Below are 24,475 nucleotides of genomic sequence, written 5' to 3' on the forward strand. Positions count from 1 at the left end.
GGAGGGACTTGAACCCTCACGTCCGTAAGAACACTAACACCTGAAGCTAGCGCGTCTACCAATTCCGCCACCATCGCTCAGTGCTATGATATAAACTTTGTGATTATTGGTGCGAGGGGAGGGACTTGAACCCTCACGTCCGTAAGGACACTAACACCTGAAGCTAGCGCGTCTACCAATTCCGCCACCGTCGCGTACCATGCAACACCCTAAAGTATTGCTAACCACGGAGGCGCATTCTAGAGATTTTACTCTTTGCGTCAATACATATTTCACGACGATGAAACGATTGCTGCAAAAAACAACATTTTCACCGTCGGGAAACGCAAAATGGGTTATTTCCGCGCTTTGGCGCCGCGTCCGTACACGGCACGGTAGACCTTAAAGCGTCCGGTCTGCGCCAGCACTTCGTGGTTACCGAAGGTTTCATCCAGAATCTGCGGATAGGGCAGGAAGGCGTTAGCCACAATACGCAGTTCACCGCCGCTGTTCAGATGCTTTAAGGCACCACGAATCAGCGTGTTGGCCGCATCGAGGCTGGTTTGCAGGCCGTCATGGAACGGTGGATTAGAGATGATCATATCGAAACGGCCAGTGACATCCGAGAAGACGTTACTGGCGAACACTTCCCCTTCCAGTTCGTTGGCGGCCAGCGTCAGTTTACTGGCTTCGATGGCAGCAGCATGCACATCACACAGCCACAAACGGATGCGTGGGGAGATTTGTGCCATCACGGTGGCGAGCACGCCGCTGCCACAGCCGATATCCAGCACTTTGCCACGGAAGTGCGGCTCCAGCGTGGAGAGCAGCAGATCGCTACCAATATCCAGGCCATCGCGGCTGAATACGCCCGGCAGCGTGTGGATGGTGAGGTGCTCGATCATGTAAGTATTGCCGTAGCTGCTGGCATCAAAGGTTGGCTGTGTATCCAGACGACCATGATAGAGACCGCAACGACGCGCACTGTCGACTTTTTCCAGTTTCGTCCAGTCTTCCAGCATGCCTTCTGCACTGCGCACGCCACTGCGGTTTTCACCGACCACAAAGATATCGCAGCCGACCGGCATTAGCGACAGCAGGTTTTGCAGCTGGAACTGCGCTTCTGGTTTGTTCTTCGACCAGAAATAAACCAGCGTATCGCAGCCTTCAACATCGGCGGCGGTGGCCACCATGCTGTAAACCGCACGTTCACCGAGGCGACGGCTCAGGTTCTGCCAGTGATGGTACTGCTGGGTGTGCACGCGTGTTGATGCGGTTTCCAGCTGGGCGGGCAGGTCATCCTGCAGGTCGCCAGCAAACAAAACATGGCGGGCGGTAAATTCATCACTGTGGCGCAGAATGACTTCGCTGGCCGGGGTAAAAGCAGACATGGAACGCTCCTGTTAAATCAGAGCGGGGATTATAGTGCTTTGTTGGCGCATGTTCGATGGGTTTGCTAGCATAGCGTCGCATTCTGGCAGCATAACGGGTAATAGCATGAGCACAAGGCGCGACTGGCTTCTACAGCAAATGGGGATTACGCAGTATCAATTGCGGCGTCCGCGCGTGCTGCAGGGCGAAATTGCCGTGACGCTGGCCCCGGACACCCGTCTGGTGATGGTGGCTGAACATGCCCCCGCGCTGCAGGAACCCTTAATTCGCGATGTCCTGCGAGCCCTGAATATTCAGCCTTCGCAGGTGATGACGCTGACGCCGGAACAGCTGCCGATGCTGCCTGAGCAGGTGGATTGTGCCGGTTGGTTGCTGGGCGTCGAGAGCGAATACACCTTTAACGGCATCACCTTTTCCACCGCCGTTTTCAACGAATTAATCAGCAGCGGTGCGGCAAAACGCGCCCTGTGGCAACAGATGTGTAACCATGACAGCCATCTCTTTAGTCATCCCTGAAGACCAGCCGCAGCTGCTGGCCATTGAACGTCGCAGCCACGCGTTTCCGTGGAGCGAGCAGACGTTTGCCAGCAATCAGGGCGAACGTTTTGTGAATTATCGTCTGGAAGCCGAGGGTAAACTGGCAGGGTTCGCCATTACGCAAGTGGTGCTGGATGAAGCCTCGCTGTTCAACATTGCGGTCGATCCCGATTTTCAGCGCCGCGGCTATGCGCGCCAGCTGCTGCAACATTTGATTGCTGAGCTGGAAAAGCGCGATGTGATGACGCTGTGGCTTGAGGTGCGAGCCTCGAATCACCCGGCGATTGCGCTGTATGAGCAACTGGATTTCCATCAGGTCAGCGTTCGACCCAACTACTATCCCACCGCCAACGGCCGTGAAGATGCCATTATCATGGCGCTAACTCTGTAAAAAGGGACACTATGTTAAACGACTGGGACTGCATCCTGTTTGATGCGGATGACACACTTTTTCATTTTGACGCCTACGCCGGTTTACAGCGAATGTTTGCCAGCTATGACGTGCACTTTAGCGATCAAGATTACGCCGATTATCAGGCGATCAACAAACCGCTGTGGGTCGATTATCAAAACGGCACCATTTCAGCCTTGCAGCTGCAAACACGTCGTTTCACCTTGTGGGGTGAAAAACTCAGCGTCGCGCCTGAAGTGCTGAACAGCGATTTCCTCAGTGCGATGGCAGATATTTGCCTGCCTCTCGACGGCGCAGCTGAGTTGCTCAACGCGCTGAAGGGTAAAGTGAAGATCGCCATCATTACCAACGGCTTCACCGCTTTGCAGCAGGCGCGTTTGGAACGTACCGGATTTCGCGAGTTCTTTGATGAGCTGGTGATTTCTGAGCAGGTCGGCGTACCGAAGCCGGATGTGGCGATTTTCGACCACACGCTGGCGTTGCTCGGCAACCCGGATCGCAGCCGCGTGTTGATGGTCGGTGATACCCCTGAGTCTGACATTCTGGGCGGGATGAATGCCGGGCTGAAAACCTGCTGGATCGATCACGGTACGCGTCCATTGCCGGAACATATCAAACCCACCTGGCAGGTGAAGACGCTGGCAGAGCTGCAGGCGTTGCTGACACAACGCTAAAAGTATCTATTCACCGTTAACGTTGTGATGATTCGAAGAAGCCCGCTGTGCGGGCTTTTTTTATGATAAAATCTATGCGTAAATCTATTCACGAATCTATTCATCAGGCGCTGATAGGGTGAACGACAATGGTCGATCTGCAAAATTTGCTGCTGGCGGGACCGCTCGGTGCAGCCGATTTACTGCAACGCTCTGGCATCAGTCAGGCGACGTTGTCGCGGCAATTACGGCAACAGCCCCAAATCGTGAAATGGGGCAGAGCCCGTGCGACGCGTTATGCTTTGCTCCGTCCGATTCGCGGTGAAGACTGCTTCCCGCTGTATCGCATCTCTGCACATGGCCAGGCGCAGCCCGCAGGCACTTTATTACCGACCTGGCCGCAGGGCAGTTGCCTGCATAACGATGAGCAGGGGCGAGGGCACTTTTATGAAGGGTTGCCGTGGTTTTTACAGGATATGCGCCCGCAAGGTTTTATTGGTCGTCAGTGGGGCAGAGAGAATGCCCATCCATTGGGATTAAATGACGACATTCGCCTGTGGAGTGACGATCAGTGTTTAATGGCGCTGGCAAGCGGTGGCGTCGACATGCCGGGCGCATTCATCATCGGTGAGCGCACCTATCAGCGTTGGTTAGAGCAGGAAGCACCGCGCGCCATCAGTGAAGAAGAGAAAGCGTCATCTTACCCGCAGCGAGCACTGCATGCGCTAAGTGGCGATGAGCCAGGGTCATCGGCGGGCGGCGAGCAACCGAAATTTCTCTGCTATGCCACGACAGCGAATGGCGAGCGTCACTGTCTGGTGAAATTCACTGTGTCGCGCCACAGCGATAATGCGCAGCGCTGGCGTGATTTGCTCCGTGCGGAACATCTGGCATTGCAGCATCTTCAAGCCGCAGGTGTGACGGCGGCGCAAAGCCAATTGATTGCAGGTGAAGAGCAGCTATTTCTTGAAGTACAGCGTTTTGATCGCATCGGTGAGCGTGGTCGACGCGAGATGAGTTCACTTGAGGCCGTCAGCGCAGAGTTTGTTGGTCATCAACAACACTGGCCTGCTGCGCTGCGTGAACTGCACCGTCAGCAGCGCATTGATGATGTCACCCTACAGCGTGGCACTTTGCAATGGGCATTTGGTCGCCTGATTGGTAATAGTGATATGCACGCAGGGAATTTATCTTTCTTCACCGACCGGGAAACATTCAATCTGACACCTGCCTACGACATGCTGCCAATGGCACTGGCTCCTAACTCGCAGGGGCATATGCGTGATGAACTGGCATTAAAGTTAGATATCTCATTACCGGGTGAAGTGTGGCGCACAGCTTGTGGAATGGCGAAAACATACTGGCAGGCGGTTGCGGATGACGAAATGTTTAGCGCCAATTTCCAGCGTATCGCCACGCAAGCATTGCAGCAGTTGGATACGCTGGATGAGACCATCCATAAAATGGCTTAAGGGCTTTTTTCATTCTCTGAGGTGGTGACCGCTTCTTCTTCCTCTCGTTCCTTATCTTCTTTCACCGCGCGGCTGGCGGTGAGCAGGAACGGTGATTGCTGCCAGCGGGTGCGACGGTCGCGCAGCAGGGTGCGGGTGAGGATGATGCCAATCGCCAGCGCCAGCAGCATCATCAAGCGCAGAATGTTGGTGGTGTTATCCACCTGACGTGATTCGGTGACCAGCACGTGGGTATCCAGCGTCACGCGTAAGAAGCCTTGCGGCCCCTCTTTGCCTTCCAGCGGCTGCACGATTTGGTGGTTGAAGTAGCTGCCGGCGCGTTTACCATCCAGCGCCAGGCGATCGCGCACATTAATGCTTTCACCGCTGTGTGCCACCAGGCTGCCGTCGTCGGCATAGACTGAGGCATCCAGAATGCGGCTGTTATCGGTCATCTGATTAAGGATGGCTTCGATTTGCGTACGATTGTCGTCGCTGTTGTCCATCAGCGGTTTCAGGCTAAATGCTACCTGACGCGTCAGTGTGTGCGCCAGTTCTTCCACCTGCTCAGAGCGTGCCATTTGATGGCCGAGACTGAACCAGGATGCCCCTTGCATCAGCACCACTAACAGGGCCAGCGAGATAAGAACAATCACCGTGCGATGCAGGCGAAATTTCAGTGCGGTTTTAACCATCAGAAACCCGTGTGACGTAACAGCAGAAAGGCTGGCAATTATGTTGCCAGAACCCGCGCAGACAAGGTAGCCTCTTGCGTGGTTTTGTTGTCCCTACAGGAGCTGTAATGCCAAATCGTCTTACCTGGTGCGATCTGCCCGCCGATGTTTCACTCTGGCCGGGTCTACCCCTCTCTCTTAGCGGTGATGAAGTGATGCCGCTGGATTACCGTGCCGGTCGGACTGGCTGGTTGCTGTATGGGCGAGGACTCGATAAACAAAAACTGACCGATTATCAGCATCTGCTGGGTGCGGCGATGGTGATCGTCAGCGCCTGGAATGTCGATGAGTATCAGGTGGTTCGTCTGGCTGGTTCACTGACGCCACGTGCGACCAAACTGGCGCACGATGCGGGGTTTGATGTGGCGCCGCTTGGCAAAATCCCGCATCTGAAAACCCCAGGATTGCTGGTGATGGACATGGATTCCACCGCCATTCAGATTGAATGCATCGACGAGATTGCCAAACTGGCGGGCTGCGGCGAGCAGGTGTCAGAAGTCACCGAACGTGCGATGCGCGGTGAGCTGGACTTTAAAGCCAGCCTGCGTGAGCGCGTGGCAAAACTGGCGGGTGCTGATGCCAACATCCTCAAGCAGGTGCGCGATACGCTGCCACTGATGCCAGGCCTGACCACGCTGGTGCATAAACTGCAGGCGCTGGGCTGGCAGGTGGCGATTGCCTCCGGTGGATTCACCTACTATGCCGACCATTTGCGTCAGACATTACATCTGGCTGCGGCCGTCGCCAACGAGCTGGAAATGCGCGATGGCAAGCTGACGGGCGAAGTGCTGGGGCAGATTGTCGATGCGCAATTTAAAGCCGATACCCTGAAAAATCTCGCCGAACGCCATGACATTGCGCCAGAACAAACTGTCGCGATTGGCGATGGCGCCAACGATCTGCCGATGATCAAGGCGGCGGGATTGGGTATCGCTTATCACGCTAAACCCAAAGTGAATGAGCAGGCGTCGATCATTATCCGCCATGCCGATTTGATGGGTGTGTTCTGCATCCTGACCGGCAGCCTGATTCACGAAGAGCGTTAACTGAGGATTTGATTTGGCCAAAGCGGCAAAACGCGCCTTCGTTTGTAACGAGTGCGGCGCAGATTATCCACGCTGGCAGGGGCAGTGCAGCGCCTGCAACGCGTGGAACACCATCACCGAGGTGCGTATTGCCGCCTCGCCAGCGGCAGCGCGTAACGAGCGTCTGAGCGGCTATGCCGGTAGCGCGGGACCCAGCCGGGTGCAGAAGCTGTCCGAAATCAGCCTCGAAGCCGTGCCGCGTTTCTCCACCAGCTTCAAAGAGTTCGATCGCGTGCTGGGCGGCGGCGTGGTGCCCGGCAGCGCGATACTGATCGGTGGTAATCCGGGAGCCGGTAAATCGACGCTGCTGCTGCAGGTGATGTGCAAGCTGTCCGAAGGGATGAAAACCCTGTATGTCACCGGTGAAGAGTCACTGCAACAGGTCGCAATGCGCGCCCATCGTCTGGGATTACCCACTGAAAACCTGAATATGTTGTCGGAAACCAGTATCGAGCAGATCTGTCTGATCGCCGAGCAGGAACAGCCGAAACTGATGGTTATCGACTCCATCCAGGTGATGCACATGGCGGATATCCAGTCTTCGCCCGGGAGCGTAGCGCAGGTGCGTGAAACGGCCGCTTACCTGACGCGCTTCGCTAAAACACGCGGCGTAGCGATTGTGATGGTCGGCCACGTGACCAAAGATGGCTCGCTGGCCGGGCCAAAAGTGCTGGAACACTGCATCGACTGTTCAGTGATGCTGGATGGCGATGCCGATTCCCGTTTCCGCACGCTGCGCAGTCACAAAAACCGCTTCGGTGCGGTGAACGAATTGGGCGTGTTTGCCATGACCGAGCAGGGCATGCGTGAAATCAGCAACCCGTCAGCCATTTTCCTGTCACGCGGAGATGAAGTTACCTCTGGCAGTTCGGTTATGGTGGTGTGGGAAGGTTCGCGCCCGCTGCTGGTGGAGATTCAGGCGCTGGTGGATCACTCTATGATGGGCAACCCGCGTCGCGTCGCTGTTGGCCTGGAGCAAAACCGTCTGGCGATTTTGCTGGCAGTGCTGCATCGACACGGCGGTTTACAGATGGCGGATCAGGATGTGTTCGTCAACGTGGTCGGTGGTGTGAAAGTTACCGAAACCAGTGCTGACCTTGCGCTACTGCTGGCAATGGTATCAAGCTTGCGTGACCGTCCACTGCCGCAGGATTTGGTGATCTTCGGTGAAGTAGGGCTGGCCGGTGAAATTCGTCCGGTGCCAAGCGGCCAGGAGCGCATATCCGAAGCGGCCAAGCACGGTTTCAAGCGCGCGATTGTGCCGGCGGGCAATGCACCGAAAAAAGCCATCGATGGCATGAAAGTGTATAGCGCCAAAAAGCTGGCGGATGCACTGGCGATATTGGACGAGCTGTAATTTCACCGGGCGGCATACCTGCCGCCCCTACCGTTCACCGTCAATTTAAGGTGCGCATTCATGCGCATCTTGATAAACGTACCGCACAGACTTTTCCCTCTTACCTAAACGGGAGAGGGCCGGGGTGAGGGCCAGCGCATACCCCATCCCATTATTTCCCATGCAGGAGGCACCAAATGTCATCGTTCGACTACCTGAAAACCGCCATACGCCAGCAGGGTCACACGCTGCAGCAGGTTGCAGATGCCAGCGGGATGACCAAAGGCTATTTAAGCCAGCTGCTGAATGCCAAAATCAAAAGCCCAAGCGCTCAGAAGCTGGAAGCGCTGCACCGTTTTCTCGGGCTGGAATTCCCCCGCCGTGACAAAACCGTTGGCGTGGTGTTCGGTAAGTTCTACCCACTGCACACCGGCCACATCTATCTGATCCAGCGCGCCTGCAGCCAGGTGGATGAGCTGCATATCATCATGGGGCACGACGATCCGCGCGATCGTGAGCTGTTTGAAAACAGCGCCATGTCGCAGCAGCCGACCGTGAGCGATCGCCTGCGCTGGCTATTGCAGACCTTCAAATACCAGAAGAACATCCGCATCCACTCGTTTGATGAAGAGGGAATTGAACCCTATCCGCACGGCTGGGATGTGTGGAGCGAAGGGGTGAAGAAATTCCTCTCCGAGCAGGGTATTGAGCCGGATTGCATTTACACCAGTGAAGAAGCTGATGCGGCAATGTACCAACAGCATCTCGGTATTTCGACGGTGGTGATCGATCCCAATCGATCCTTTATGAACATCAGCGGCGGGCAGATTCGTCAGGATCCGTTCCGTTACTGGGAATACATTCCGACTGAAGTGAAGCCGTTCTTTGTGCGCACTGTGGCGATCCTCGGCGGTGAATCCAGTGGCAAATCCACGTTGGTGAACAAGCTGGCGAATATCTTTAACACCACCAGTGCCTGGGAATATGGCCGCGATTATGTCTTCTCGCACCTCGGTGGCGATGAGATGGCATTGCAGTATTCCGACTACGATAAGATTGCGCTGGGTCAGGCGCAGTACATTGATTTCGCAGTGAAATACGCCAGCAAAGTGGCGTTTATCGATACCGATTTTGTTACCACACAGGCGTTTTGCCTCAAGTATGAAGGGCGCGAGCACCCGTTTGTGCAGGCGCTGATCGATGAGTACCGTTTCGATCTGGTGATTCTGCTGGAAAACAACGTGCCGTGGGTGGCAGACGGTTTGCGCAGCCTGGGCAGTTCGATGGATCGCCGCGAGTTTCAGTCGATGCTGGTGACCATGTTGCGGGAAAACAACATTGAGTTCGTCCATGTGAAAGAGGATGACTACGATACGCGCTTCCTGCGCTGCGTTGAGCTGGTGAAGCAGATGCTGGGGGCTTAACCCTACAGCAATAATAAAGGCGCCAATCGGCGCCTTTTTCATATCATGACAATTACTTCGCCATACGCTTGTACTTGATACGCTTTGGCTCCAGCGCGTCAGCGCCGAGGGTGCGTTTCTTGTACTCTTCGTACTCGGTAAAGTTACCTTCGAAGAACTCCACCTTACCTTCATCCTGATAATCGATGATGTGGGTGGCGATACGGTCGAGGAACCAACGGTCATGCGAGATCACCATGGCACAGCCAGGGAACTCCAGCAGGGCGTTTTCCAGCGCGCGCAGGGTTTCGATGTCCAGGTCGTTGGTCGGTTCATCGAGCAGCAACAGGTTGCCGCCAACCTGCAGCAGTTTCGCGAGGTGCAGACGACCACGCTCACCACCGGACAGTTCGCCAACGCGTTTGCCCTGATCGGTGCCTTTGAAGTTGAAGCGGCCAACATAGGCACGGCTTGGCATCTCAACGTTGCCGACGCGCATAATGTCCTGACCACCTGACACTTCTTCAAACACGGTTTTCGAGTTGTCCATCGCGTCACGGAACTGGTCCACGGACGCCAGCTTGACGGTTTCGCCCAGCTCGATGGTGCCAGAATCGGGCTGTTCCTGACCGGACATCATGCGGAACAGGGTCGATTTACCGGCACCGTTCGGGCCGATGATGCCGACAATCGCGCCTTTCGGCACTGAGAAAGTCAGATCGTCGATCAGTACGCGGTCGCCATACGATTTGCTCAGGTTGGTCACTTCCAGCACTTTGTCGCCGAGGCGCGCACCTGGTGGAATGAACAATTCGTTGGTTTCGTTACGTTTCTGGTATTCGGTATTGTTCAGCTCTTCGAAACGCGCCAGACGGGCTTTGCCCTTGGACTGACGGCCTTTCGCGCCCTGACGAACCCACTCCAGCTCTTTCTCAATCGACTTACGACGTGCCGCTTCAGAAGAAGCTTCCTGCGCCAGACGCTGATCTTTCTGCTCCAGCCAGGAAGAGTAGTTACCTTCCCACGGAATACCTTCGCCACGGTCCAGCTCCAGAATCCAGCCAGCAACGTTGTCGAGGAAGTAACGGTCGTGCGTGATCGCCACTACGGTGCCTTCGAAGTCGTGCAGGAAACGCTCCAGCCAGGCCACGGATTCTGCATCCAGGTGGTTGGTCGGTTCGTCGAGCAGCAGCATGTCTGGCTTTTCCAGCAGCAGACGGCACAGCGCAACGCGGCGACGCTCACCACCGGACAGGTTGCCAATTTTGGCATCCCAGTCTGGCAGACGCATCGCATCAGCAGCACGGTTTAGCTGGGTGTCGAGGTTATGGCCATCGTGCGCCTGGATCACTTCTTCCAGACGACCCTGTTCGGCAGCCAGTTTATCGAAATCGGCATCAGGATCGGCATACAGTGCGTACACTTCGTCGAGACGCTTCAGTGCACCAACCACTTCAGAAACCGCTTCTTCCACAGATTCACGCACGGTGTGCTCTGGGTTGAGTTTAGGTTCCTGCGGCAGATAGCCGACTTTAATGCCCGGTTGTGGGCGTGCTTCCCCTTCGATTTCGGTATCAATACCGGCCATGATGCGCAGCAGGGTGGATTTACCCGCGCCGTTCAGGCCGAGTACACCGATTTTGGCGCCAGGGAAGAAGCTAAGAGAGATGTTCTTCAGAATGTGACGCTTCGGCGGAACCACTTTGCCGACGCGATGCATGCTATAGACGAATTGAGCCACGTTGTAATGAGCCTCTGGTCTGTGAATGGTGGAACCTCAGATGCTGAAGTTTAGCCGTTTTCACCTGGCAATCACAGCCGCATGGCGTTGAATCTTCAGGAGCGCCCATAACTGATTGATTCTCACTCAACAGTCGCTATGCTGCTTTTTTGCCTGGAAAACGGAGGGGGTTCGATGAGAGTGCTGATTGCTGCGGATGAACATGCCTGGGGCGGATTAATTCCGGCCATTCGTCAGACGTTACCGGATATGGAGTTTATTGCCTCGGCGGGCCATGCGGCGGAGAGTCTGGCCGGTTTTGATGCGCTAATTCCTGGTATGTGCCGGGTGGATGCCCGATTGATCGCCACGGCCGATCGCCTGAAGCTGGTGCAGCAGGCGGGTGTCGGGCTGGAAGGTGTCGATCTTGAAGCGGCCAAAAAGGCCGGCATTATGGTGGCGAACGTTCCCTCCGATCATTCCGGTAATGCCGATTCGGTGGCGGAGTTGGGGATTTGGATGATGATTGGCCTGGCACGTCGTCAGCATGAGATCGCCGATTGCCTGGCACAGCAGAGGCTGGGTCAACCCATTGGTTTAGGTCTGATGGGCAAAACCGTGGGACTGGTGGGGCTGGGCGGCATCGGCAAAGCTTTGGCGAAGCGACTGGCTCCGTTTGGCATGCGTATGATCGGTGTAAAACGTGAAGCGGATGAAGCTTTTGCGCGCCAACATCAACTCGACTGGGTCGGCAATATGGCGCAGCTACCGGAACTGTTGCAGCAGGCCGATTTTGTCGTGCTCAGCCTGCCTGACAATGCTGCGACGCATAACATCATTAATGCCGATGCGCTGGCGCAGATGAAACCAGACAGTTTCCTGATCAACCTGGGGCGCGGTGGCCTGATCGAGAAGCAGGCGTTTCTGGCAGCGCTGGAGACAAAAAAATTGGCTGGCGCCGGGCTGGATGTGTTCTGGCAGGAACCACCCGATCCGCTAGATCCGGTGTTTCGCTATAACGTGATCGCGACGCCGCATATTGGCGGCGTCACCGATGTCTCAATGAAGGGAATTATCAAAGGGATCTGCGATAACCTGCGCCGTCTGCGCGATGGCGACGCGGTGATCGATCGCAAGGCATAATTTTAAGGCAGGCGCAGCGGGATATTATGTTGCGCCAGCCAGCCCTTCATCGCCGGTTCTGGCGCGCTATCACTCACCAGTAAATCAAAACGACGTAGCTCGCCAATGCGCGCGGGCAGCACTTTGCCAAATTTGCTGCTGTCCGCCACTAAAACGCGCGTGCGCGAACGCAGCATGGCGTGATGTTTCATCGCTAACTCATTGATGTTATAGCAGGTTGCGCCCTGTTCCTGATCGATCCCCGCGGCTGAGATAAAGGCCAGCGTCGGGCAGAGATCGTCGAGGATCGAGTGCGCGCCAATCGGCGTAAACAGCGCGTTATCGGCATGAAACTCGCCGCCACTCAATATCACATTACAGGCGGGTTTCTCTTTCAGCGCGAGGAAGGTGTTCATGGCGCAGCAAATCGCGGTAAACGCTAGCGTGTCCGGAATGGCATCCACGATATAAGGCAGGGTGGTGCCACAGTCGAAAAACACCGTGTCGTTTTCACCGATCAAACTGGCTGCGGCCTGCGCCAGGCGCTGTTTGCGTGCGGCATTTTGCCCGTGCTGATCGGAGACGAAATAGTGCCCGGCATGGCTTTTCGGATCGCTGACAATATAACCCCCCAACAGGACCACCGTAGAGGCTGGCTCGGTCAGATCGCGACGAATGGTCATCTCCGAGACGCCCAACAGTTGCGCCGCATCTTTCAGGTGCAGCTTATCGGTGCGCTTCAGTGCTTGCGCCAGCTTGTGAATACGTTCTTCGCGCCGGGTTTCCATGAGCATCTCTGTGTAATGACTATCCTGAGGAAGAAAGGTTTTACCCGTTGGCGTGGCAGACGCGCCACCGAAATTTCGCGGTAAATCTCTCATATTTTAATGATTTGCGACTTTTCCAGCCGGCAATTTTTCAATATTACCTGTAATGAGATCGCCCCGCAAACTTCCCACACCGTGCTGAAAGCGTCAACGGCGCTGATGTGGTTTTGTTAAAATAATCACATATCTATTGCCGCTGTTGTTGAATAAATCGTTTTCACGGGCTGCTCAGGATGTGAATTTTGTCACACCGATCACTTTTTATACCTGCTAATGTGATTTAAATAACATTTAAAAGCTAAAAAATTCACCGGGGAGTAAACAATGGATATCGCGGTTATTGGGTCGAATATGGTGGACCTTATTACCTACACCAATCAGATGCCGAAAGCGGGCGAAACACTGGAAGCGCCTGATTTCGCCATCGGCTGTGGTGGCAAAGGGGCGAATCAGGCGGTGGCCGCCGCGAAAATGGGTGCCAGCGTGATGATGGTCAGCAAAGTGGGCGACGACCTGTTTGCACCGAACACGGTAGCGAACCTCAAGCAGCAGGGCGTCAATACCCAATTTGTCACCACCGCGCCGGGCACCTCCAGCGGCGTGGCACCGATCTTTGTTGATGACCAATCGCAGAACCGCATTCTCATCATCAAAGGCGCCAACCAGCAGCTCAAACCCGCCGATATTGATGCGGCAGCCGAGGCACTGAAAGCCTGCCAGCTGATCATCCTGCAACTCGAAATTCCTCTGGAAACCGTCTACTACGCGATTGATTTTGCACGTCAACACGACATCAAAGTGATTCTCAATCCGGCACCGGCGGTGGCGAATCTGGATATCGACTACGCCTGCAAATGTGACTTCTTTATGCCCAATGAAACCGAACTGGAGATTCTCACCGGTATGCCGGTGGGCACGGATGATGAGGTGAAACGGGCGGGGCAGGTATTACTCAAGCGCGGTCTGAAGAACCTGATTATCACCCTGGGTGGACGCGGTTCACTGTGGATGTCCGGCGACCATCTGCATCATGTGGCGCCTACGGCAGTGCAGGCGGTGGATACCAGCGGCGCCGGTGATGCCTTTATCGGCTGTTTTGCCCACGAGCTGGTAAAAACCGGCGATATCGCGGCCGCGATGGCGCAAGCCTCGGCTTATGCCGCGTGCAGCGTGACCGGCCGTGGCACGCAGCGCTCCTATCCTGACGCGGAAACCTTCCAGCGTTTTCTCAACCTAAACTGAGGTCGAGTCATGCAACAGAACATTGTTCAGCAACCTGACGGCTATCTGAATAAGACGCCACTGTTTCAGTTCATTTTGCTCTCGTGCCTGTTCCCATTGTGGGGTTGTGCCGCGAGCTTAAACGATATCCTGATTACGCAATTCAAAAGCGTGTTTGCGCTGAGCGATTTTGCCAGTGCACTGGTGCAGAGTGCGTTTTACGGTGGCTACTTCCTAATCGCGATTCCCGCCTCGCTGGTGATCCGTAAAGCCACTTACAAGCTGGCGATTTTGATGGGACTGGTGCTGTATATCGTCGGTTGCGTGCTGTTCTATCCGGCGTCACATATGGCGACTTACACCATGTTCCTCGCGGCGATCTTCGCCATCGCCATTGGTCTTAGCTTCCTCGAAACGGCCGCCAACACCTATAGCTCGATGATTGGTCACCGCGATCACGCCACGCTACGTCTTAACATCAGCCAGACGTTCTATCCGATCGGTGCGCTGATGGGCATCGTACTGGGTAAATATTTGGTATTCCAGGATGGCGAAAGCCTGCATGCGCAGATGGCAGGCATGAACCCAGAGCAGGCCCATGCTTTCCGTCTTAGCATGCTGGAGCACACGCTGGAACCCTACAAATATCTGGTGATGGTGTTAGTGGTGGTGATGCTGCTGTTTCTGTTCACCCGCTACCCACGTTGCAAGCCGGAATCCAGTGAGAAATCGTTGCCCTCGCTGGGTGAAACCTTCCGCTATCTGGCGGGTAATCGTCACTTCAAACGTGGCATCGTGGCGCAATTCCTCTATGTCGGGATGCAGGTGGCGGTGTGGTCCTTCACCATTCGTCTGGCATTGACGCTGGGGGCAACGAACGAACGTCACGCCTCTAACTTTATGATTTACAGCTTTATCTGCTTCTTTATCGGCAAGTTTGTCGCCAACTTCCTGATGACGCGCTTCCGTGCGGAAAAAGTGCTGATTGCCTACTCGATTCTGGGCGTGATCACCCTCGCGTGGGTGATGTTTGTGCCAAACTTTACCACCGTGTACGCGGCAGTGTTTGTCAGTGTGCTGTTTGGACCCTGCTGGGCCACTATCTATGCAGGCACGTTAGCCACAGTGGATAACAAGTACACTGAAGTGGCGGGCGCGTTTATTGTCATGTCGATTGTGGGTGCGGCGTTTATCCCGGCTATACAGGGATTCGCCTCTGATCATCTGGGATCGATGCAGCTGGCGTTTGGCGTGTCTCTGTTGTGCTTTGCCTGGGTAGGGTTCTATTTCTGGGGCGAGCTGCGCCATAAAAATCAGGCCATTCAGGCTGGTCGTTTGGTTGAGGAGATGCCATGAAAACCCGATTACCGCTGAGACGTGAACAGTTTCATGAAACGCCCAGCACGCTGTTGCACAATGAGTATTTCCACGTCGAGTTGTTTCGCTATGCGGCGGGTGTCGAAGCGGTGCGTATCAGCAACCAGCGCGGCACGGTGATTGTGCTGCCGTTTTACGGTCAAATGGTGTGGGAGGCGACCTTTGATGGGCATTCCCTCACCATGGGACACAGCTTTAAACAGCCGCTGCTGGGCAGTTCAATTATCGATACCTACGGCTGTTTTGCCTTCCATTCAGGCTTGCTGGCGAATGGCTGTCCTGCGCCGGATGACGAACATCCACTGCACGGTGAAATGGCCTGCGCGCGTATGGACAGCGCATGGATCGTGCTGGAGCAAGATCGCGTTTCTCTGGAAGGGGAAACCGAATATGTGAAAGGTTTTGGTCATCACTATCTGGCTTCTCCAGCAGTGCGGTTGCACGCTAACGCGCCGCGCTTGCAGATTGAGATGAACGTCACCAATCTGGCGGGCGCGCCGATGCCGTTACAGTACATGTGTCACCTGAACAGCGCCTGGCTGGCAAATGGCCGCTTTAAGCAGTCGATCCCGCAGGATGCGTTCAAGTTACGCACCTCGATCCCGGCACATGTGAAACCAACGCCCCAGTGGACCGCGTACACCGATCGGCTGGCGCGCGATCCCCAGGCATTACAGCAGCTAGATCAACCGGAGATGTGCGATCCGGAAATCGTGTTCTTTGCCGATGATCTGCCGCAATACGGCAACGAGGTGCAGTTCGAACTGCATGCCCCGGAAGGCTATGCCTTGATGACGCGCTTCGATAGCCGACAGTTCCCCCACGCCACACGCTGGCTGCTGCACAATCACGATCAGCAGGTCGCGGCTTACGTGCTGCCCTCAACTTGTCGGCCAGAAGGATTTAAGGCGGCACAGCGTGCTGGAACCTTGATTGAGCTGGCATCGGGCGAGCAGCGCCATTTCAGCGTGGAGACCGGAATTCTCTAATCGCAGGCGGCCTGAGTGCCGCCTCAATTTTACCGCTTCGCTATTCACAAAACTGTCACGCAATATCCTTGCCAATCGTATAAAGCCCATCTCCCTGTTGGACGATAACCCTTGCGACATTCGTCACATTGGTTCTCCTCTCTCTTTACCAGGGTTCAGATTTATGAAGCTCAATCAGTTTAAAATTGGCCAGCGGCTGGGTTTTCTCGCCACGCTGCTGTTGCTCGCCACATTGTTGATGGGACTGCACGGACTGCAAGTCAATATGCAGGCGCTGGAAAACAATCAGGACGTGATGGCACGTGAAGTGCTGATTGCCGACAGCATCGACACCGCGCGCAGTGCGCAGGTGCAGTTCAAGATACAGGTACAGGAGTGGAAAAATACCCTGCTGCGCGGCACCCAAGGGCAGGAGACCTTCGATAAGTACAAAAAGGCGTTTTTGAAAGAGAGCCAACAAACGCAGGCGCTGCTGAGTAAGCTGAGCCAGATTCAGACGTCGCTGGGGTTACCTGATGCTCCCGTGGAACAGGCGCGCGCGGTGCATGCAGGGCTGGAGAGCAAATATCTGGCGGCGCTGGAAAACTACAGTATCAGCGATATTAACAGTGCGGCACGCGTTGACCATCTGGTCACCGGTATTGACCGTGCACCGACACAGCAAATCGACGATCTGGTGGCTGCCACGCTGAAACGCGCGCAGCAGATGCATCAGGAGATCGAAGCCAACAACCTCGCCCATTACCAGAAAACCCGCATGCTGCTGTTGATCGCGATGGGCTGTATCTTGCTGGTCGGCGTGTGCATTACGGCCTGGCTGGTGCAGAGCATCACGCGTCCGTTGAAGCAGGCAATTAACGTAGCGAAGACCGTGGCGGCAGGGGATCTGCGTGCCCAGATTGCGGTCTCAGGACGTGATGAAACCGCACAGCTGATGGCGGCGCTGCGTGATATGAATCATAACCTGACGCGTATTGTGACCGGTGTGCGTTCGGGGACTGAGGCAATAGCCGATACCACCGATCAGGTCGCACACGGCAGCCGCGAGTTGTCGGCACGCAACGAAGCGCAGGCCAGTGCGTTGGAAGAGACCGCAGCCTCAATGGAGCAGCTGACTTCCGTGGTGAAAAACAATGCCGAGAACGCACGCCATGCCAGCGATATCGCGCGTGATACCCGCCAGCGTGCCGGTGATGGCGGTGAAGTGGTGGAAAAAGTGGTGGTGGCGATGGGCGAGATTCACCAGTTCTCACGTGAGATCAATGAGATCGTGACGGTGATTGATGGCATTGCGTTCCAGACCAATATTCTGGCACTTAACGCGGCGGTGGAAGCGGCGCGTGCGGGTAATGATGGTCGTGGCTTTGCGGTGGTGGCCTCGGAAGTGCGTGCGCTGGCCCAGCGATCGGCTTCCGCAGCGCGTGATATTCGTGGTTTGACCGATCGTTCAGTGAGTTTGATTGCGCAGGGCAATACGCTGGTGAAAGGCGCGGGATCGTCGATGCAGGAGATCGTCGAGAGCGTGAAGCAGCTGTGCGAGTTGATGGAGAACATCTCATCCGCTAGCGCGGAGCAGAGCGTGGGTATTGAGCAGGTGAACCTGGCGGTGACGCATATGGATGCTGCCACCCAGCAGAACGCCACGCTGTCACAGCAGTCCGCTCAATCGGCGCGCGCGCTGAATCAGCAGGTCGGCTCGCTGGTGGAGAATATCAGCGTGTTCCAGCTGGAGTCGAAACCGGCTCAGTAATTTCACACAAAAAATGGCGCCGCTATAGCGATAGGCATTGAGCCGTAGGGGCGCCATTTATGGCGTCCTGGCATTCAGGTGCGCATGAATGCGCATCCTACGGTCAAATCGCCACTAATCCGCGCACGCCTTCTGCTTCCATATTGGATCCCGCGCCGCGTTGTACGATCTCTCCACGCGACATTACCAGATACTGATCGGCCAGCTCGGCGGCGAAATCGTAAAACTGCTCAACCAGCAGGATCGCCATATCACCGCGCTGGGCTAACTGACGGATCACCGCGCCGATCTCTTTGATCACCGACGGCTGGATCCCTTCGGTCGGCTCGTCAAGGATCAACAGCTGCGGCTTGCATGCCAAAGCACGACCGATTGCCAGCTGCTGCTGTTGCCCACCGGACAGATCGCCGCCACGTCGGGCCTTCATTTCGCGCAGCACCGGAAACAGCTGGTAAATCTCCTCGGGCACGGATTTGGACTGCGATCCCGAGAAGCGTGCCAGCCCCATCAGCAGATTCTCCTCCACCGTCAGGCGCGGGAAAATTTCACGGCCCTGCGGCACATAAGCAATACCCGCCTGCACACGCTGGTGCGGCTTACGGCTGTTGATCACCTTATCCTGCCAGCGAATCTCGCCGGATTTTGCCGGGATTAGCCCCATCAGGCATTTCAGCAGCGTGGTTTTACCCACGCCGTTGCGGCCCAGCAGGCAGGTAATTTCGCCCGGTTTCGTCTCAAACGAAAGACCGCGCAGAATATGGCTGCCGCCATAATATTGATTCAGTTCGGATACTTGCAGCATCTTAGCGCCCCAGATAAACGTCGATGACCCGATCGTTCGCCTGCACTTCGCGTAACGATCCCTCTGCCAGCACCTGGCCCTGATGCAGCACCGTGACGTGATCGGCAATGGTCTCGACAAAACCCATGTCGTGTTCCACCACCATCAGCGAATGCTTGCCCGCCAGACTGCGGAACAGCTCGGCGGTGTACTCGGTTTCCGCGTCGGTCATACCCGCCGCGGGCTCGTCGAGCAGTAGCAGATGCGGGTCCTGCACTAACAACATGCCGATTTCGAGAAACTGCTTCTGACCGTGCGACAGCAAGCCCGCTTTGCGCTGGCGTTCACCGCTCAGCCGCAGCAGTTTTAGCACCTCATCGATGCGATCCTGCTGTTCGCCGTTGAGTCGTGCACGCAGGCTAGCCCACACCGACTTATCGTTTTTCAGCGCGATTTCCAGATTCTCAAACACCGTTAAGGCTTCAAACACCGTGGGTTTCTGGAACTTGCGGCCAATGCCGGCCCGAGCGATCTCCACCGACGACATGCGGGTGAGATCGGTGTCCTGGTCATAGATCACTTGCCCGTTGTCGGGACGGGTTTTGCCGGTGATCACATCCATCAGCGTGGTTTTGCCCGCGCCGTTGGGGCCGATCACACAACGCAGCTCGCCAACGCCGATCTTCAGCGACAGATCGGTGAGTGCGCGGAAGCCGTCAAAGGAGACATTGATCTTCTCCAGTTGCAGCACCGGATCACTCTGATCGCGATGGCGATCGGCGGGATGGGGTTGGGTAAACAGTTGCTCAGTCATCACGCCTCCGGCGCAGCAGGCCAATCACACCACGCGGCAGGAACAGCGTGACGAGGATAAACATCAGGCCGAGGAAGAACAGCCAATATTCCGGGAAGGCCACGGTGAACCAGCTTTTGGCTCCGTTCACAATCGCGGCCCCTAAAAGCGGGCCAATTAAGGTGCCGCGCCCGCCGAGTGCCACCCAGATAGCTGCCTCAATCGAGTTGGTCGGCGACATTTCACTGGGATTGATAATGCCGACCTGCGGCACGTACAGCGCACCCGCGAGACCACACAACACTGCCGACAGCGTCCAGACAAACAGCTTGAAGCCTTTGGGGTCGTAACCGACAAACATCAAACGGTTCTCTGCATCGCGCACGGCGGTCAGCACCCGGCCAAGTTTGCTGCGCGCCAGAGCGAAGCCAATGCCAAGGCTGATTAACAACAGCAGCACGGTGGCGACAAACAGTCCAATACGCGTGCCGGTGGCGGTCACGTTAAAGCCGAGCAGGGTGGTGAAACCGGTAAAACCGTTGTTACCGCCAAAGCCCGTTTCATTACGGAAGAACAGCAGCATGCCCGCGTAGGTCAGCGCCTGCGTCATGATTGAGAAGTAAACGCCTTTGATTTTTGAGCGGAAGGCGAAGTAGCCGAACACTAGCGCCAGCAAACCCGGCACCAGCATGATCAGACACAGCGCCCAGGCAAAGTGCTGGGTACCCGCCCAGAACCACGGCAGCTCATTCCATGACAGGAACGACATAAAGGCCGGTAAGCCCTCGCCCGATGCCTGGCGCATCAGGTACATGCCCATCGCATAGCCGCCCAATGCGAAGAACAGGCCGTGTCCAAGAGACAGCAATCCGGCATAGCCCCACACCAGATCCAGCGCCACCGCGACAATCGCATAGCAGAGGATTTTGCCGATCAAGGTCAGCGTGTAGGTGGAGATCGCCAGTGGATGCGTGGCCGGTAGCAGAGCGCAGAACGGCAGCACCAGCAGCAGCAAGGTGATTACGATGCCGAGGCTGATGCTGAGGCGCGGCGCTTTGCGCGTCAGCGTTAACGTCAGGGGTTGGCTCATCAGTCTATTACCCTCCCTTTGAAGGCAAACAGGCCCTGTGGACGTTTCTGAATGAACAGCACGATCAGCACGAGGATGAGGATTTTACCCAGCACCGCACCAATCTGCGGTTCCAGCACTTTGTTGAGGATGCCCAGACCAAAGGCGGCAACCACAGTCCCCGCCAGTTGGCCTACGCCGCCCAGCACTACCACCAGGAAAGAGTCGATGATGTAACCCTGGCCCAGTTCCGGGCCGACGTTACCGAGCTGCGACAGCGCCACACCGCCCAGTCCTGCAATGCCGGAACCCAGCCCAAACGCCAGCATATCGATGCGCCCGGTTGGTACGCCGCAGCAATCGGCCATGGCACGGTTTTGCGTCACGGCGCGCACGCTCAGGCCCAAACGCGTTTTGTTGAGCAGCAGCCAGGTGAGGCCGAGTACCGCAAACACAAACAGAATCACCGCAATACGGTTGTACGGCAGCACCAGGTTAGGCAGCACTTGCCAGCCGGCAGACAGCCAGCTTGGGTTAGCCACTTCCAGGTTCTGTGCGCCAAACAGCATGCGCACCAGTTGGATCAGCATCAGGCTGATGCCCCAGGTAGCGAGCAGGGTTTCCAGCGGGCGGCCGTATAAATGGCGAATGATGGTGCGCTCCAGCAGCATGCCAATGCCTGCGGTGATCAGGAATGCCACAGGCAGCGCCAGCAGCGGATACCACGCCAGCCACTGCGGTGCGAACTGCTGGAACAGGTTTTGTACAAACCAGGTGGCGTACGCGCCGAGCATCAGCATCTCACCGTGCGCCATGTTGATCACGCCAAGCAGGCCGTAAGTGATCGCCAGACCCAGCGCAGCCAGCAGCAGGATCGAGCCGAGTGACAGGCCGGTAAACGCCTGACCGAACAGATCGCCCCACATCAGGCGATGTTTGATTTGTTGCAGGCTCTCCGTGGCCGCGGCGCGCACCTGCGCATCGGGTTCGTTGCTGGCCTGCGTTAAGCGATTGAGGCTGGCCTGCATATTAGGATCGCTGGATTCACCGAGCAGCGTGACGGCTTTGAGGCGTACGGCGGCATCCGGGCTGGCCAGTTGCAGGTTGGCGGCGGCCATGGCGAGCACGGCGTGAACCTGAGTGTCTTTTTCCACGGCGAGGCGCTGTTCGATCAGCGGCAACTGATCGGCCGCTCCATCGTTTTGCAACTGTTGTGCGGCACGCAGGCGGATAGCCGGATCATCGCTCACCAGCTGGTGGGCGGCGAGGGCGCTGGCGATTAACACGCGCAGCCGGTTGTTCATAAACAGCTTTTTGGTCTCACCCGTCGGCTGTTGTGCGCTGTCCAGCGGAATGAGTTTGTCATCCTGCTTGCTGAACGGCTGTTTATTTTGGTCGATGACCATGCTTTCGTTACGCAGCGCCTGCAGCAGCGGCAAGCGGCTGGCTTGCGGAGTGGCCGCCCACTGTTGCAGCAGATTGGCCTGTTCAGTGCGGTTGGCGGCGGCGAAATCAGCGCCATCGCCCGCCTGGGCGAGCCACGGCAGGAGCAGCAGCAGACAGCAAAGATAACGGCGGAGGATCATGGTTATCGTCCTGTTACGGTGGTGCAGTGTTGAAAACGGTCGCCATGAATGACGACCCTACGTTGTCCGGGCAAATTTTGCAGGGCCACCCTAATTGACGCCCCTACATTGTCCGGTGCCTTTTCATAGGGAACGCATTCATGAACGCCGGGTTAAATACGGACTCATTGGCTTAAGTGAGCGTCATTACGTCATGAATGACGCCTCGACATTATCCGAGCGAAGTTTGTAGGGTCGCCCTTGAAGGCGACCACGGCATTACTTCGTCGATTTCACTGGATAATCCGGCTTCTTATCATTACCAGCGATATACGGGCTCCACGGCTGGGCACGTACCGTTTTATCGGTCTGCCACACCACGTTGAACTGGCCGTTCTCTTCCACTTCACCGATCATCACTGGCTTATGCAGATGGTGGTTGGTTTTATCCATGGTCAGCGTGAAGCCGTCCGGTGCTTTAAAGGTCTGTCCGGCCATCGCCGCACGTACTTTGTCCACATCGGTGGTGCCCGCTTTTTCTACCGCCTGCGCCCACATATGGATGCCGACATAGGTCGCTTCCATCGGGTCATTGGTCACCACGGTGCCTGCGTTCGGCAGGTTGTGCGCTTTGGCATAAGCACGGTAATCCGCCACGAATTTCGCGTTAGTTGGGTTATCCACCGATTCGAAGTAGTTCCATGCGGCTAACTGACCCACCAGCGGTTTGGTATCAATCCCGCGCAGTTCTTCCTCGCCAACCGAGAAGGCGATTACCGGAATATCCGTGGCTTTGATGCCCTGGTTAGCCAGCTCTTTGTAGAACGGCACGTTGGAGTCACCATTGATGGTGGAGATCACTGCAGTTTTGCCACCGGCAGAGAACTTCTTGATGTTAGAAACGATGGTCTGATAATCGCTGTAGCCAAACGGCGTGTAGACCTCTTCAATGTCTTTATCCTGAATGCCTTTGGTGTGCAGGAAGGCGCGCAGGATCTTGTTGGTGGTGCGCGGGTAGACGTAATCGGTACCCAGCAGGAAGAAGCGCTTGGCGCTGCCGCCGTCTTCGCTCATCAGATATTCCACCGCCGGAATCGCCTGCTGGTTAGGGGCGGCACCGGTATAGAACACGTTTGGCGACATCTCTTCGCCTTCATACTGCACGGGATAGAACAGCAGGCCGTTCAGCTCTTCAAACACCGGCAGCACCGACTTACGTGATACCGAGGTCCAGCAACCGAATACAGCCGCGACTTTATCCTGCGTTAACAGCTGGCGCGCTTTTTCCGCGAACAGCGGCCAGTTAGATGCCGGATCGACCACCACCGGTTCCAGCTTTTTGCCCAGCACGCCGCCTTTAGCGTTGATTTCATCAATGGTCATCAGGGCCACGTCTTTCAGCGGCGTCTCGGAGATCGCCATGGTGCCGGAAAGCGACGACATGATGCCGACTTTGATGGTATCAGCGGCCTGGGCACCAAAGGTAAAGCCCAAACTGGCCACAGTGGCGGAGAGCGCAAAAGCTTTTAGCAACGAACGTCTTTTCATCGTTAACCCTCTAAATGTGTTAGTGTTTTTATTCAATGGGTTGAAGCCGGGCCTGCTGTAACATATGCAATGTGATCTTTCTGACCTCTGCCTTACTGACAGCGATGTGGTCGGTTAAAATGCGTTGTGCCTCCTCGGTTTTTTGCTGGAAAATCGCCCGTAAAATCTGAGCGTGTTCGCGGTATGTCGCATCTACCCGGTCGTCACGGGTAAAGTCGAGACGACGGATGATGCGGATTTTTTCGGTCAGTTCGGCGTGGATGCGTGCCATCTCCTGATTGCCAGCGGCGGCCACCAGCGCCATGTGAAAGGCTTCATCGTGCGCCGACACCGCTTTGCCATCCTCAAGGCGTGGCGCATCGATCCAGAAACCTTTCAGTTCGGTCAGTATCTCCGCACAGGCCAGCGGCGGCAGTGCGCACAGGCGGCGTACTGCTTCGCGCTCCAGCACGGTGCGGAAGTCGTACAGTTCCTCGAAGTATTCGAAGTCGAACGGCTTCACCTGCCAGCCGCTGCGGAACCACACTTCGACATAGCCCTCGCGCTCCAGCCAGAACAGCGCCTGTCGCACCGGCGTGCGGCTCACGTCGAGCCGATCGGCGATTTCGTTTTCGCTAAAGCGGTCACCGGGCATCAAACGAAACTCAAAAATGTCTTGTTTCAGTGCCTGGTAAACCTTCTCCGCCAGTGCTTCCGGGCGGCCTTTGCTACGTGGGCTTTGATTCATGTGA

Annotated in this window: 22 protein-coding genes and 2 tRNA genes; 12 read left to right on the forward strand and 12 right to left on the reverse strand. The window is 56.2% G+C overall.

Annotation, left to right across the window (positions count from 1 at the left end):
• The 3 genes from ACCW76_RS10535 to rsmC form a co-directional block, all read right to left on the reverse strand.
• Positions 1-69, reverse strand: a tRNA-Leu gene (locus ACCW76_RS10535).
• A 38-nt stretch (positions 70-107) separates the two neighbouring features.
• Positions 108-194: transfer RNA gene (locus ACCW76_RS10540), tRNA-Leu, on the reverse strand.
• Positions 195-335: 141 nt separating this feature from the next.
• Complete coding sequence (gene rsmC / locus ACCW76_RS10545; protein ID WP_436338500.1) at positions 336-1,370, reverse strand: 16S rRNA (guanine(1207)-N(2))-methyltransferase RsmC; 1,035 nt, start codon at positions 1,368-1,370, stop codon at positions 336-338.
• A 106-nt stretch (positions 1,371-1,476) separates the two neighbouring features.
• Between rsmC and ACCW76_RS10550 the strand changes: the two genes are divergently transcribed.
• From ACCW76_RS10550 to yjjJ, 4 genes are all read left to right on the forward strand, one after another.
• A complete protein-coding gene (locus ACCW76_RS10550; RefSeq protein ID WP_045815935.1) occupies positions 1,477-1,887 on the forward strand; it encodes a DNA polymerase III subunit psi in 411 nt (136 codons plus the stop codon).
• On the forward strand, positions 1,859-2,299 hold the full coding sequence (gene rimI / locus ACCW76_RS10555; protein ID WP_038649241.1) for a ribosomal protein S18-alanine N-acetyltransferase: 441 nt from the start codon (positions 1,859-1,861) through the stop codon (positions 2,297-2,299). The genes ACCW76_RS10550 and rimI overlap by 29 nt, the downstream gene beginning before the upstream one ends.
• Before the next feature lie 11 nt (positions 2,300-2,310).
• Positions 2,311-2,994: a pyrimidine 5'-nucleotidase gene (gene yjjG / locus ACCW76_RS10560; RefSeq protein ID WP_045832842.1), complete on the forward strand. Its 684-nt coding sequence runs from the start codon at positions 2,311-2,313 to the stop codon at positions 2,992-2,994.
• 128 nt (positions 2,995-3,122) lie between these two features.
• Positions 3,123-4,445: a type II toxin-antitoxin system HipA family toxin YjjJ gene (gene yjjJ, locus ACCW76_RS10565; protein ID WP_436338501.1), complete on the forward strand. Its 1,323-nt coding sequence runs from the start codon at positions 3,123-3,125 to the stop codon at positions 4,443-4,445.
• Here yjjJ and ACCW76_RS10570 read toward each other — a convergent pair.
• Positions 4,442-5,119, reverse strand: coding sequence for a YtjB family periplasmic protein (locus tag ACCW76_RS10570; protein WP_436338502.1), 678 nt, complete (start codon positions 5,117-5,119; stop codon positions 4,442-4,444). The two genes, yjjJ and ACCW76_RS10570, sit on opposite strands and share 4 nt — an antisense overlap.
• Positions 5,120-5,226: 107 nt before the next feature.
• Here ACCW76_RS10570 and serB point away from each other — a divergent pair, with 107 nt between their 5' ends.
• From serB to nadR, 3 genes are all read left to right on the forward strand, one after another.
• Positions 5,227-6,204, forward strand: a complete 978-nt coding sequence (serB, locus tag ACCW76_RS10575; protein WP_038649229.1) for a phosphoserine phosphatase — start codon at positions 5,227-5,229, stop codon at positions 6,202-6,204.
• Between the two features lie 13 nt (positions 6,205-6,217).
• Complete coding sequence (gene radA / locus ACCW76_RS10580; protein ID WP_038649226.1) at positions 6,218-7,600, forward strand: DNA repair protein RadA; 1,383 nt, start codon at positions 6,218-6,220, stop codon at positions 7,598-7,600.
• A gap of 176 nt (positions 7,601-7,776) precedes the next feature.
• Positions 7,777-9,003, forward strand: coding sequence for a multifunctional transcriptional regulator/nicotinamide-nucleotide adenylyltransferase/ribosylnicotinamide kinase NadR (gene nadR / locus ACCW76_RS10585; protein WP_038649223.1), 1,227 nt, complete (start codon positions 7,777-7,779; stop codon positions 9,001-9,003).
• Positions 9,004-9,055: 52 nt separating this feature from the next.
• Here nadR and ettA read toward each other — a convergent pair whose 3' ends face one another.
• A complete protein-coding gene (gene ettA, locus ACCW76_RS10590) occupies positions 9,056-10,723 on the reverse strand; it encodes an energy-dependent translational throttle protein EttA (RefSeq protein ID WP_436338503.1) in 1,668 nt (555 codons plus the stop codon).
• A gap of 174 nt (positions 10,724-10,897) precedes the next feature.
• On the opposite strand from ettA, the gene ACCW76_RS10595 reads away from it, so the two are divergent.
• Complete coding sequence (locus ACCW76_RS10595) at positions 10,898-11,845, forward strand: 2-hydroxyacid dehydrogenase (protein ID WP_436338504.1); 948 nt, start codon at positions 10,898-10,900, stop codon at positions 11,843-11,845.
• Positions 11,846-11,847: 2 nt separating this feature from the next.
• Here ACCW76_RS10595 and deoR read toward each other — a convergent pair whose 3' ends face one another.
• Entirely contained in the window at positions 11,848-12,612 is a 765-nt protein-coding gene (deoR, locus tag ACCW76_RS10600; RefSeq protein WP_436338505.1) for a DNA-binding transcriptional repressor DeoR, read from the reverse strand.
• Between the two features lie 363 nt (positions 12,613-12,975).
• Here deoR and rbsK point away from each other — a divergent pair, with 363 nt between their 5' ends.
• From rbsK to ACCW76_RS10620, 4 genes are all read left to right on the forward strand, one after another.
• The gene (rbsK, locus tag ACCW76_RS10605) at positions 12,976-13,893 is read left to right on the forward strand and encodes a ribokinase (RefSeq protein ID WP_436338506.1); all 918 of its coding nucleotides are present in this window, start codon (positions 12,976-12,978) and stop codon (positions 13,891-13,893) included.
• Positions 13,894-13,902: 9 nt separating this feature from the next.
• Complete coding sequence (gene fucP, locus ACCW76_RS10610) at positions 13,903-15,228, forward strand: L-fucose:H+ symporter permease (protein ID WP_436338507.1); 1,326 nt, start codon at positions 13,903-13,905, stop codon at positions 15,226-15,228.
• Positions 15,225-16,238, forward strand: a complete 1,014-nt coding sequence (locus ACCW76_RS10615; RefSeq protein ID WP_436338508.1) for an aldose 1-epimerase family protein — start codon at positions 15,225-15,227, stop codon at positions 16,236-16,238. The genes fucP and ACCW76_RS10615 overlap by 4 nt, the downstream gene beginning before the upstream one ends.
• Before the next feature lie 163 nt (positions 16,239-16,401).
• Positions 16,402-17,988: a methyl-accepting chemotaxis protein gene (locus tag ACCW76_RS10620; RefSeq protein ID WP_436338509.1), complete on the forward strand. Its 1,587-nt coding sequence runs from the start codon at positions 16,402-16,404 to the stop codon at positions 17,986-17,988.
• A gap of 103 nt (positions 17,989-18,091) precedes the next feature.
• Here ACCW76_RS10620 and urtE read toward each other — a convergent pair whose 3' ends face one another.
• The 6 genes from urtE to ACCW76_RS10650 form a co-directional block, all read right to left on the reverse strand.
• Positions 18,092-18,790, reverse strand: a complete 699-nt coding sequence (gene urtE / locus ACCW76_RS10625) for an urea ABC transporter ATP-binding subunit UrtE (protein WP_038649204.1) — start codon at positions 18,788-18,790, stop codon at positions 18,092-18,094.
• 1 nt (position 18,791) lies between these two features.
• Complete coding sequence (urtD, locus tag ACCW76_RS10630; RefSeq protein WP_034826215.1) at positions 18,792-19,583, reverse strand: urea ABC transporter ATP-binding protein UrtD; 792 nt, start codon at positions 19,581-19,583, stop codon at positions 18,792-18,794.
• Positions 19,576-20,652 carry an urea ABC transporter permease subunit UrtC gene (urtC, locus tag ACCW76_RS10635; protein WP_436338510.1) on the reverse strand — a complete coding sequence of 359 codons (1,077 nt, stop codon included), beginning with the start codon at positions 20,650-20,652 and terminating at the stop codon, positions 19,576-19,578. The genes urtD and urtC overlap by 8 nt, the downstream gene beginning before the upstream one ends.
• Positions 20,652-22,217 carry an urea ABC transporter permease subunit UrtB gene (urtB, locus tag ACCW76_RS10640; RefSeq protein WP_436338511.1) on the reverse strand — a complete coding sequence of 522 codons (1,566 nt, stop codon included), beginning with the start codon at positions 22,215-22,217 and terminating at the stop codon, positions 20,652-20,654. The genes urtC and urtB overlap by 1 nt, the downstream gene beginning before the upstream one ends.
• A 258-nt stretch (positions 22,218-22,475) precedes the next feature.
• Entirely contained in the window at positions 22,476-23,744 is a 1,269-nt protein-coding gene (urtA, locus tag ACCW76_RS10645) for an urea ABC transporter substrate-binding protein (RefSeq protein ID WP_167139160.1), read from the reverse strand.
• Positions 23,745-23,772: 28 nt separating this feature from the next.
• Positions 23,773-24,471, reverse strand: coding sequence for a GntR family transcriptional regulator (locus tag ACCW76_RS10650; RefSeq protein ID WP_038649195.1), 699 nt, complete (start codon positions 24,469-24,471; stop codon positions 23,773-23,775).
• Between the last annotated feature and the right edge of the window lie 4 nt (positions 24,472-24,475).

Origin of the sequence: Pantoea sp. C8B4 (genome assembly GCF_051336905.1) — a bacterium.
Classification (GTDB): Bacteria; Pseudomonadota; Gammaproteobacteria; order Enterobacterales; family Enterobacteriaceae; genus Pantoea; species Pantoea rwandensis_B.

What these genes read in the sequence shown, in the direction of transcription:
- urtD (WP_034826215.1), bottom strand. Translation starts at nt 19,583, where the DNA reads ATGACTGAGCAACTGTTTACCCAACCCCATCCCGCCGATCGCCATCGC.
- ACCW76_RS10615 (WP_436338508.1), top strand. Translation starts at nt 15,225, where the DNA reads ATGAAAACCCGATTACCGCTGAGACGTGAACAGTTTCATGAAACGCCC.
- urtA (WP_167139160.1), bottom strand. Translation starts at nt 23,744, where the DNA reads ATGAAAAGACGTTCGTTGCTAAAAGCTTTTGCGCTCTCCGCCACTGTG.
- urtE (WP_038649204.1), bottom strand. Translation starts at nt 18,790, where the DNA reads ATGCTGCAAGTATCCGAACTGAATCAATATTATGGCGGCAGCCATATT.
- urtB (WP_436338511.1), bottom strand. Translation starts at nt 22,217, where the DNA reads ATGATCCTCCGCCGTTATCTTTGCTGTCTGCTGCTGCTCCTGCCGTGG.
- serB (WP_038649229.1), top strand. Translation starts at nt 5,227, where the DNA reads ATGCCAAATCGTCTTACCTGGTGCGATCTGCCCGCCGATGTTTCACTC.
- ACCW76_RS10550 (WP_045815935.1), top strand. Translation starts at nt 1,477, where the DNA reads ATGAGCACAAGGCGCGACTGGCTTCTACAGCAAATGGGGATTACGCAG.
- ACCW76_RS10570 (WP_436338502.1), bottom strand. Translation starts at nt 5,119, where the DNA reads ATGGTTAAAACCGCACTGAAATTTCGCCTGCATCGCACGGTGATTGTT.
- yjjG (WP_045832842.1), top strand. Translation starts at nt 2,311, where the DNA reads ATGTTAAACGACTGGGACTGCATCCTGTTTGATGCGGATGACACACTT.
- yjjJ (WP_436338501.1), top strand. Translation starts at nt 3,123, where the DNA reads ATGGTCGATCTGCAAAATTTGCTGCTGGCGGGACCGCTCGGTGCAGCC.
- deoR (WP_436338505.1), bottom strand. Translation starts at nt 12,612, where the DNA reads ATGGAAACCCGGCGCGAAGAACGTATTCACAAGCTGGCGCAAGCACTG.
- ACCW76_RS10620 (WP_436338509.1), top strand. Translation starts at nt 16,402, where the DNA reads ATGAAGCTCAATCAGTTTAAAATTGGCCAGCGGCTGGGTTTTCTCGCC.
- urtC (WP_436338510.1), bottom strand. Translation starts at nt 20,652, where the DNA reads ATGAGCCAACCCCTGACGTTAACGCTGACGCGCAAAGCGCCGCGCCTC.
- ACCW76_RS10595 (WP_436338504.1), top strand. Translation starts at nt 10,898, where the DNA reads ATGAGAGTGCTGATTGCTGCGGATGAACATGCCTGGGGCGGATTAATT.
- rbsK (WP_436338506.1), top strand. Translation starts at nt 12,976, where the DNA reads ATGGATATCGCGGTTATTGGGTCGAATATGGTGGACCTTATTACCTAC.
- rimI (WP_038649241.1), top strand. Translation starts at nt 1,859, where the DNA reads ATGACAGCCATCTCTTTAGTCATCCCTGAAGACCAGCCGCAGCTGCTG.
- rsmC (WP_436338500.1), bottom strand. Translation starts at nt 1,370, where the DNA reads ATGTCTGCTTTTACCCCGGCCAGCGAAGTCATTCTGCGCCACAGTGAT.
- fucP (WP_436338507.1), top strand. Translation starts at nt 13,903, where the DNA reads ATGCAACAGAACATTGTTCAGCAACCTGACGGCTATCTGAATAAGACG.
- nadR (WP_038649223.1), top strand. Translation starts at nt 7,777, where the DNA reads ATGTCATCGTTCGACTACCTGAAAACCGCCATACGCCAGCAGGGTCAC.
- ACCW76_RS10650 (WP_038649195.1), bottom strand. Translation starts at nt 24,471, where the DNA reads ATGAATCAAAGCCCACGTAGCAAAGGCCGCCCGGAAGCACTGGCGGAG.